Origin of the sequence: Pseudanabaena sp. 'Roaring Creek' (assembly GCF_001402795.1) — a bacterium.
Classification (GTDB): Bacteria; Cyanobacteriota; Cyanobacteriia; order Pseudanabaenales; family Pseudanabaenaceae; genus Pseudanabaena.
Genome location: NZ_LIRE01000457.1, coordinates 1 through 8,112, shown reverse-complemented (window position 1 = coordinate 8,112; position 8,112 = coordinate 1). Strand labels below are relative to the sequence as shown.

General features: G+C 44.6%; 7 protein-coding genes. 4 read left to right on the top strand and 3 right to left on the bottom strand.

Features of this window, described 5'->3' with window-relative positions:
- The first annotated feature begins 724 nt into the window (after window positions 1–724).
- The 4 genes from AC805_RS14630 to crtA all read left to right on the top strand — a co-directional run bounded on the left by AC805_RS14630 (window position 725) and on the right by crtA (window position 5,335).
- Window positions 725–1,684, top strand: a complete 960-nt coding sequence (locus tag AC805_RS14630; RefSeq protein WP_055076101.1) for a cytochrome c oxidase subunit II — start codon at window positions 725–727, stop codon at window positions 1,682–1,684.
- 107 nt (window positions 1,685–1,791) lie between these two features.
- Window positions 1,792–3,459, top strand: coding sequence for a cytochrome c oxidase subunit I (gene ctaD, locus AC805_RS14625; RefSeq protein WP_055076100.1), 1,668 nt, complete (start codon window positions 1,792–1,794; stop codon window positions 3,457–3,459).
- A 102-nt stretch (window positions 3,460–3,561) separates the two neighbouring features.
- Window positions 3,562–4,182, top strand: coding sequence for a heme-copper oxidase subunit III (locus AC805_RS14620; RefSeq protein ID WP_055076099.1), 621 nt, complete (start codon window positions 3,562–3,564; stop codon window positions 4,180–4,182).
- Between the two features lie 265 nt (window positions 4,183–4,447).
- Entirely contained in the window at window positions 4,448–5,335 is an 888-nt protein-coding gene (gene crtA / locus AC805_RS14615; RefSeq protein WP_055076098.1) for a cyanoexosortase A, read from the top strand.
- A gap of 259 nt (window positions 5,336–5,594) precedes the next feature.
- Here crtA and AC805_RS14610 read toward each other — a convergent pair whose 3' ends face one another.
- From AC805_RS14610 to AC805_RS14600, 3 genes are all read right to left on the bottom strand, one after another.
- Entirely contained in the window at window positions 5,595–6,296 is a 702-nt protein-coding gene (locus tag AC805_RS14610) for a hypothetical protein (RefSeq protein ID WP_055076097.1), read from the bottom strand.
- A gap of 201 nt (window positions 6,297–6,497) precedes the next feature.
- Window positions 6,498–7,571, bottom strand: a complete 1,074-nt coding sequence (rsgA, locus tag AC805_RS14605; protein ID WP_055076096.1) for a small ribosomal subunit biogenesis GTPase RsgA — start codon at window positions 7,569–7,571, stop codon at window positions 6,498–6,500.
- 13 nt (window positions 7,572–7,584) lie between these two features.
- Window positions 7,585–7,818, bottom strand: coding sequence for a sulfurtransferase TusA family protein (locus AC805_RS14600; RefSeq protein ID WP_009629625.1), 234 nt, complete (start codon window positions 7,816–7,818; stop codon window positions 7,585–7,587).
- Between the last annotated feature and the right edge of the window lie 294 nt (window positions 7,819–8,112).

The window sequence follows — 8,112 nt, the reverse complement described above, 5'->3', positions numbered from 1 at the left end:
ATCTATATCGCTCGAATTTTTATAGCAGTAGCCAGTTATGTTAGGACAAAAACAAAACCCAGAAGAGTGTTGCGGCGGCGCGAAGCGCCGCCGCAACACTCTTCTGGGTTTTATGTCTTAACTTATTTGGTTATAGCTATAGATGAGCAAGCGTGCTAATGGTTATTAAAAATCCTGCATCCGCAGGGATGGCATTGTCCACTTGGATAATCATTACCATCAGGACAAGCGCCACACGCTCGCCTACAAGACGGCGGGGGAATCAAGGCAGAGGCAAGGGAACAATGGCGAATGACCGTCCACTGTCGGCACTGTTGGGCGCAGTCTTCTGGTCATAAGCGTCAAACTGTTTGTCACTCTAAGCGTGAGTATGCTCGTGATGATGGCGATGGCTTTTATGAAGTAGATTTTTGGATAAGTAGCTAGGCATAATTAATTACAAACCAAAGGCCGTGAAGTTGCGCCCCGTTGGGGCGCAACTTCACGGCCTTTGGTAATTTATTTTGCACAAGCATTTAATAACGAAATCGACGGCATTTAAAGACTTATTTCAGCATGATCCCAAAGAAATTGCTAAAAGATTACAAACAAATACCCCGTATTTGGGAAATAGATGCAAGATAGACAATATGTCAATCTGTCCTTATTTAGAAAATGAGCTGCTAATAAGCTCCACTTGACCCAGATCCACTATATAGGAGCAGCACGATAGGGCAACCTAACCATGAAAAAAAATAACTTAATTTCAGTGGTCGTCATCATTGGGCTGGTTTTTGCAGCTAGCATCTGGTACGCGCGCAACAATGGTTTGCTACCAGTCGCCGCAGGTGACGAAGCAGTTCTGTACGACGGGCTGTTTAACACGATCCTTGCGATCGCCTTTGGATTTTTCTTGATTGTCGAAGGAGTTTTGATCTACTCCATCGTTAAATTCCGTCGCCGCCAAGGGGACGACACCGATGGACCAGCAATCCATGAAAATCTAAGCCTTGAGATCGTCTGGACAGCTATCCCCACCGTAATCGTGATGTGGGTAGCCATTTATAGTTTTGATGTCTATACCGCCATGCAAGGTTCTCAAAATCTTGATGCCATGGCTCATGGTGGAATGCATCAAACTGTAGCAAAACACGAAAGGGGGGGTATGCCTGCATCAAAAGCAACCCTTGCATCCTCTAATAGTGATGGCACATTAATGGCAGGAACAATGCCAGCGGGTGGGGATGATGTAGTTGCGATCGATGTTAGTGCAATGCAGTTTGCATGGATTTTTAACTATCCCAATGAAATTGCCACAGCGGAACTCCACGTTCCTGTAGGCAAAAAAGTCCGCTTAAACATGACTGCGGTTGACGTTCTCCATGCTTTTTGGGTTCCCCAATTACGCATCAAACAAGATGTAATTCCTGGTCGGGAAACTTTTCTAGAGTTTACACCTCGTGTTGTGGGTGAATATCCCGTAGTCTGTGCAGAATTATGTGGTTCCTACCATGGCGGAATGCGTACCACGATGGTAATTGATACACCAGAGGACTACCAAGCATGGCTAAAAGAGCAACAGGAAGTTGCTAGCAACGATCCCGAAGCGATCGTCGCTTCAAGTCCCACTTCCCACATGTCCGATCGCGAATATCTGGCAGGGAAAGTAATGCATTTAGGGATGGAGATGGCAAGTAAGAAATAACGGGCAAGAAGTAAAACCCAAGAAGTAAGAAGTAAACAGCCAAAAGCTAAAAGCCAATAGCTAATAGCCAAAAGCTAAAAACCCAATCATCAATCACCAAATTTTCTATGACCCAAACCCTCAATCCAACCCAAGCTTCGAGTACTTCGGGCGCAGAACCGCCAAAGACTCCTTGGTGGGAATTCTTTACATTCAGCGTCGATCACAAGGTGATCGGCATTCAATATCTCGTTACTTCGTTTGTATTTTATTTGGTCGGTGGAGCACTTGCCTCGGCAGTGCGCGTTGAACTTGCCACACCTGATTCCGATCTGGTCGATCCCGCTTTTTACAATAGTCTGTTTACCATGCATGGCACGGTAATGATTTTCTTGTGGATCGTTCCTGCGGTAACAGGTGGATTCGGCAATTATCTAATCCCCTTAATGATCGGGGCGCGGGATATGGCTTTTCCCCGTTTGAATGCGATCGCCTTCTGGCTAACGATTCCTGCGGGACTACTGCTAATGAGTAGCTTCTTTTTTGGTCCCGCTTCTACGGGTTGGACAGCCTATCCACCTTTGAGCATTTTGACCAATGAGCATGTTGGTCAAGCAATCTGGATTCTGAGCATCATCTTGGTGGGAACTTCATCAATTTTGGCAGCCGTAAATTTCATCGTTACGATCTGGGCGATGCGGATGCCAGAAATGGATCTGTTTAGTATGCCTCTATTCTGCTGGGCAATGATGGCAACGTCAGTACTCGCACTTTTAGCTACGCCAGTATTGGCTGGGGCAATGGTGCTACTGGGCTTTGACCTATTGATTGGCACAAATTTCTTTAACCCCACTGGTGGTGGCGATCCCGTCGTATACCAGCATCTATTCTGGTTTTATTCCCATCCTGCGGTCTATGTGATGGTGCTGCCCGTATTTGGGATCATTTCTGAAGTCCTTCCTCCCCACAGCCGCAAGCCAATTTTTGGGTACAAAGCGATCGCTTATTCAAGCATGATGATTTGTGCTTTGGGGCTATTCGTATGGGCGCACCATATGTTTACCAGTGGCACACCCGACTGGTTGCGCGTATTCTTTATGGTGGCAACCCTCTTGGTTGCAGTACCGACAGGGATCAAGGTATTTAGTTGGGTAGCTACGCTCTGGGGCGGTAAATTGCGCTTAGAAAGTCCTTTGCTCTTTGCCATGGGCTTTATCTCCACCTTCTTAATCGGGGGCTTAAGCGGAGTTATGCTCGGCTCGACTCCAATTGACATTCACGTTCATGACACCTATTTTGTTGTCGCTCATTTCCATTACGTTTTATTTGGCGGCAGCGTATTTGGTATTTACGCAGGACTCTATCACTGGTTTCCGAAAATGACTGGGCGCATGTTGAATGAGTTTTGGGGCAAGGTGCATTTTGTCCTTACCTTTATTGGGATGCATTTAACCTTTGGTCCTATGCATATTCTTGGTTTGCAAGGGATGCCCCGTCGAGTTGCTCAGTACGATCCCCAATTCGCACCAATTAATGTCATTTGCACCATTGGCGCTTTTGTTCTGGCAATTTCCACAGTACCTTTCGTGATCAATGCTGTTTACAGTTGGTTCAAAGGCGAGCAAGCTCCTGATAATCCTTGGAATGCTTTGACATTGGAATGGACAACTTCTTCTCCACCAATTCCCCATAACTGGGTTGGCGAACCCGTTCTCTTGAATGGTCCCTATGACTATGGCGAAGAATACAAGCAAGCTCGCCAAGAGGCGATTGAAGCCGCTCAGTCCATCGCTTAGCTGTCAAATTTCGTGCATATTTCGTATATAGAGCTTTTCATCTCGCTCACGTCAAGATGAAAAACCAAAGCCTTACTTATTCCTTTATCCAACCATTAATCTATGCAAGGATCGATCGCTCCTAATACAGTCGTCACAGCAGATGCAGCCCATGCCGATGCAGCCGAAGCCCATGCCGAACATCCAGATTTACGGGTTTTTGGCTTGATTGTTTTCCTGATCTCGGAAGGAATGTTGTTTTTTGGTTTATTTGCAGCCTATCTCACCTTCCGATCCGTCGCCACATCATGGCCGCCTGAGGGCACGCCAGAACTCGAACTTCTATTGCCAGGAATTAACACGATCATTCTGGTTTCCAGTAGCTTCGTAATTCATCAAGCCGATAGTGCGATTAAAGAAAATAAGGTTAAAGCCGCTCAGTTATGGTTTCTGGCAACATTTGTGATGGGTGCAATTTTCATTGCTGGTCAGATCTATGAATATCAGCATCTAGAGTTTGGGCTAACTACCAATCTATTTGCGAGTACTTTTTACGTGCTAACTGGCTTTCACGGGTTTCACGTAATTATTGGGCTTTCTTTAATTGCTGGAGTTCTGGTGCGATCGCTCAAAACTGGGCATTATAGCAGCACCAGTCATTTCGGTATTGAGGCAGCTTCGGTATACTGGCACTTTGTGGACATTGTCTGGATTGTTTTGTTTCTACTTCTATATATTCTCTAAACAATATTCTCTAAACAATATTCTCTAAGTAGTTGGTTATCATTAAAACCCTAAAAGCTGTGGTGCAAGCGCAGCTTACGCCCTAGCTTTTAGGGTTTTATGCAAAAGAGAAAAAGACAAGGTTGGCACTTGCGTCAACCTTCTCTTTTGGGCTTTAATTTTGTCCTAAGCAAACCTTACGTTGCTGTATTTAGAAATATTCTAGAACTATGGGTTATAAAATAGAGGCGACACCATAGGTCACCTCTATTTTTATGGACTAGCCATGCTCGATCATATTTTGCGCGGTAATTTCAGCAACTTGCAAGATTCTCTCCACAAAGCCACAAGAAAATTAGAGTTTTGGCTATTAGCTATATGGACGAGTTTTATTGCGATCAACATTACCCTTGTGGTCAGGCTAGGTGAAAATATTGACGAAATTGCTATTCAGATCTTGACTTGGGCGGTTGCCTTACTCTTAGCGATCCGCAATCGTTCAAATTTCAAATTTGAAAGCACCCCATCGGCGATCGCTATTGGTACTTTGCTAATTATTTGGGTATTGCTTAAAAGTCTCCTGACCCGCAGAACTACTGATATTCTATTTATCTTGACACCAGTTATGGCAACGGTTGGGGTAGCGCTGATTGGTTCGGGATGGAAAGGACTAAAGCAATATTGGCAGCCAATACTGCTAGCGGCGACCCTAGGTATTCCTGTCGCTTTTCTATTCGCAGCTATTGAAAAAGTCATTCCTGTCAATGTGTTTACTGCCCAATTTGCCAATAGTGCCCTGTGGTACAGTGGCGTGAAGGTTGTGCAAAATGGAATTACCATTGTTAGCCAATTTGGAGCGGTGGAAGTTGCAAGAGGATGTGCGGGTTTACCACCAATCTTAATGTTGCTAAGGATTACGCTTATGTTTGTCTTGGTTTTTCCCGTATCCAAGGTTCATATGTGGATTATGTTTCCTGCGGCAATCGCGATCGCTTTTATCGTAAATTCCTTAAGAGTAGCCCTATTGGTGATAGTTTCTGGGCAGGCGGATGCGTTTAAGTATTGGCACGCTGGGGATGGTTCTCAGATATTTTCAGTTGCTGCCGTAGCTATACTTTTAGGGCTCTGTAATTACCTGACAAAGGATGATGAAGATGAGTATGAAGATGTTTAAAATAATTTATCCCCAAAAGACAAATGGCGGCGCTTTGCGCCGCCATTTGTCTTTTGGGATTTACAGCAATTATCGCTCAAACCCAAACCAAGGTAATTTTTAAAAGCGTTGCTGCGCAACGCTTTTAAAAATTACCTTGTGGTTCGTTTGAGCGATAATTGCTGTAATTGTGTCCTCACAAGACTAGCGTCAGCTATATATGAAGAGCAAAATATGACGAGCAAAACATTTACTTGCCAGTAAGTCACCAGTAAGTCAGTTACTTATCAATCTTAAAAGAGGTAATAAAGCGATCGACATCTGCGGCGACAATCTTGTCTTTAGCACCTAGAGCAAATACTTGATAAAGTCGATTTTCAGCAAGACAGAAACGCCCCTTCATCGATACATCCGTCGATTGTACCTTACCACCCGCTTCAAAATCGCGGCATGGAATATCTCCTAGTGTGGTTTCTTTTTCCGATTTAATCTCACCTTTCAGGTTAGCAACGGAGCCTTTAACAGCATCGCCTAAACCTTTTTGGACATCAGCAGGATTAATTGCTTTGTTCGGGAAGTCAGCATAGCCGACAAAATATCCCGAATCATTTGACTCTGCAATCACCATATTGAGCTTGATCGTTCCAACGTCAGTTTTCTGATCTTGGGACTGTTCCTGAGGCTTGCTAGGTACTTGGATACTAAATTTCCCAGCCGATGATTTGTAATCTTGCCAACCAGTGGTAGCAGTAGATGCTGTAGTTGCTTTGGGGTCGGCAGAACTGGTTGGTTTGTCAGCGGGCTTGTCAGCGGGCTTGTCAGCGGATTTATCTGTAGATGCTGCGGTAGGAGGAGTTGACTTATCAGCTACGGGTGTAGATGGGGTACAAGCACTGACAGCAAACAAGACTAAACCAGCAGCAAGGGAAATATACTTTTTCATGTCTAACTTAGATATGACCTTCGTTTGGGTAATAAGCATGAAGCTTACTAGCTACTATATCGTTCCTTGCAAAAACTTAATACCAACTCCATAAAGTGTTTTATTTATTAGCTAAGTAGCTAAGTGCAATTAAATATAAAACCATAAAACCTGTAGCGAACGCGCAGCGTGCGCTACAGGTTTTGATTCTGGGTTTTAATTATGCCCAGCTACTTAGGCTCAATTACATATAAAGATTGCCTAGCGATCATCGGTATCTAGATTTTGATGTTCGCTGCGCCGAGACTCTCGCCGATAACGCTTTTTGAGCAATCTGGGCTCCTGCTGATGCTTTCCCTCACTGACATCCTTTATCTTGAGCGAAGCATCCGCATTGGCGGTATTTTTCAACTTCTGCTGATAGGCGATCGCCTCTTCTAGGTAGGCACAATAATAATCATATCGCTCCCAATCTCCACGCACCACGCAATCGGGCTCATCGAGACGATGCAAACAATTATGGAAATGACAGTGATTGCCTGAGGCTAATTTTTGTCTTGCTTCGGGGAAGCAATTGGCTAATTCGGGAGGGGTAACTGTCAAATTAGGCTGCATAAATCCTGGGGTATCAGCCAGATAGCCTCCTGCGGGCAAGGCAAATAACTCTACATGGCGAGTAGTATGCCTTCCATGTCCTAAACGTTGGGAGACTACGCCCACCCTAACCTGTAAATCGGGAATCAACAAATTGATCAAACTGGACTTACCTACACCTGAAAGTCCCGCAACTACTGTTACACCTGTCTGCAAATAGGTTGCCAGTTGATCGATTCCTTGCTGGGTATAGGTACTAATGGCGATCGCTTCGTATCCCCAAGATTGGAGGCGATCGCGCCATAGTTCCCACATCTGATCGCTAACGAGATCCCGTTTATTTAGGCACAGCAAAACTTCAACTTGAGTACTTTCCGCTTTAACTAAAAAGCGACTTAGCTGATGCGGATCGAGGCTCGGTTCGGCTAAAGAAAAAACTAATAAAATGCGATCGACATTAGCTACGGTGGGACGATCTAGTAAATTACGACGAACTGATACATCTGATATGGCTCCCCTTCTCCCTTGCCAATCAGGTTCCTCAACTATGACGCGATCGCCAACGCAGATCTGTTGTCCAATTTTTTTGAGGCGGGCGCGGCGCGTACAGAGTAGTTCGTTAACAAACTGACTAAAGATTTGCCCAGATTCATCAAGCAACTCTAAACGATAAGCTTGGTCTAACATCACCCGATAAAAGTTGGCTTGCACAGCCAAAACTGTACCTTCTAAAGCCAACATAGGACAAACTTCATCATGCTTTCTGGACTGTCAAAGCAAAAAAGCGATCGCGTTCTTCAATCCCTTTGACCTGATGACCATCGGAAATCAAGCTATTTGGAACCTGTTCGATCGGTTCGCCACCGTCTAATAGAACCTCAAGCAGTTGTCCTGCTTCTAGTTTTTCGAGGTGTAATTTAGCACGCACAAAACTAAGCGGACAGGGAACACCGCGTAAATCAATGGATTTGATCGCTTGAATACACATATATCTTTCTTACAGTTCTATTGATGCTATTTCGTGGATGAATCGTGGATGAATCGTGGATGAATATCGACTATCCCAGAAACCCTAGATTATACCAGTTCTAAAAAAAGGTATTGCTTGATCAGCAATGATTTTCGGCTAATGAACTATCGATATAGGTAGCTGGGTGCAATTATAGCTGTCGCCAAGTGTATTAGGACATAAACCCCAAGAATTGAGTGGCGGCGCGAAGCGCCGCCACTCAATTCTTGGGGTTTGATTTGTCCTCATTCAAGTGACTGTAGCTATAGTTGT

Excerpts from the sequence above, each read along its gene's own strand:
- AC805_RS14630 (WP_055076101.1), top strand. The coding sequence starts at position 725 with ATGAAAAAAAATAACTTAATTTCAGTGGTCGTCATCATTGGGCTGGTT.
- ctaD (WP_055076100.1), top strand. The coding sequence starts at position 1,792 with ATGACCCAAACCCTCAATCCAACCCAAGCTTCGAGTACTTCGGGCGCA.
- AC805_RS14620 (WP_055076099.1), top strand. The coding sequence starts at position 3,562 with ATGCAAGGATCGATCGCTCCTAATACAGTCGTCACAGCAGATGCAGCC.
- crtA (WP_055076098.1), top strand. The coding sequence starts at position 4,448 with ATGCTCGATCATATTTTGCGCGGTAATTTCAGCAACTTGCAAGATTCT.
- AC805_RS14610 (WP_055076097.1), bottom strand. The coding sequence starts at position 6,296 with ATGCTTATTACCCAAACGAAGGTCATATCTAAGTTAGACATGAAAAAG.
- rsgA (WP_055076096.1), bottom strand. The coding sequence starts at position 7,571 with ATGTTGGCTTTAGAAGGTACAGTTTTGGCTGTGCAAGCCAACTTTTAT.
- AC805_RS14600 (WP_009629625.1), bottom strand. The coding sequence starts at position 7,818 with ATGTGTATTCAAGCGATCAAATCCATTGATTTACGCGGTGTTCCCTGT.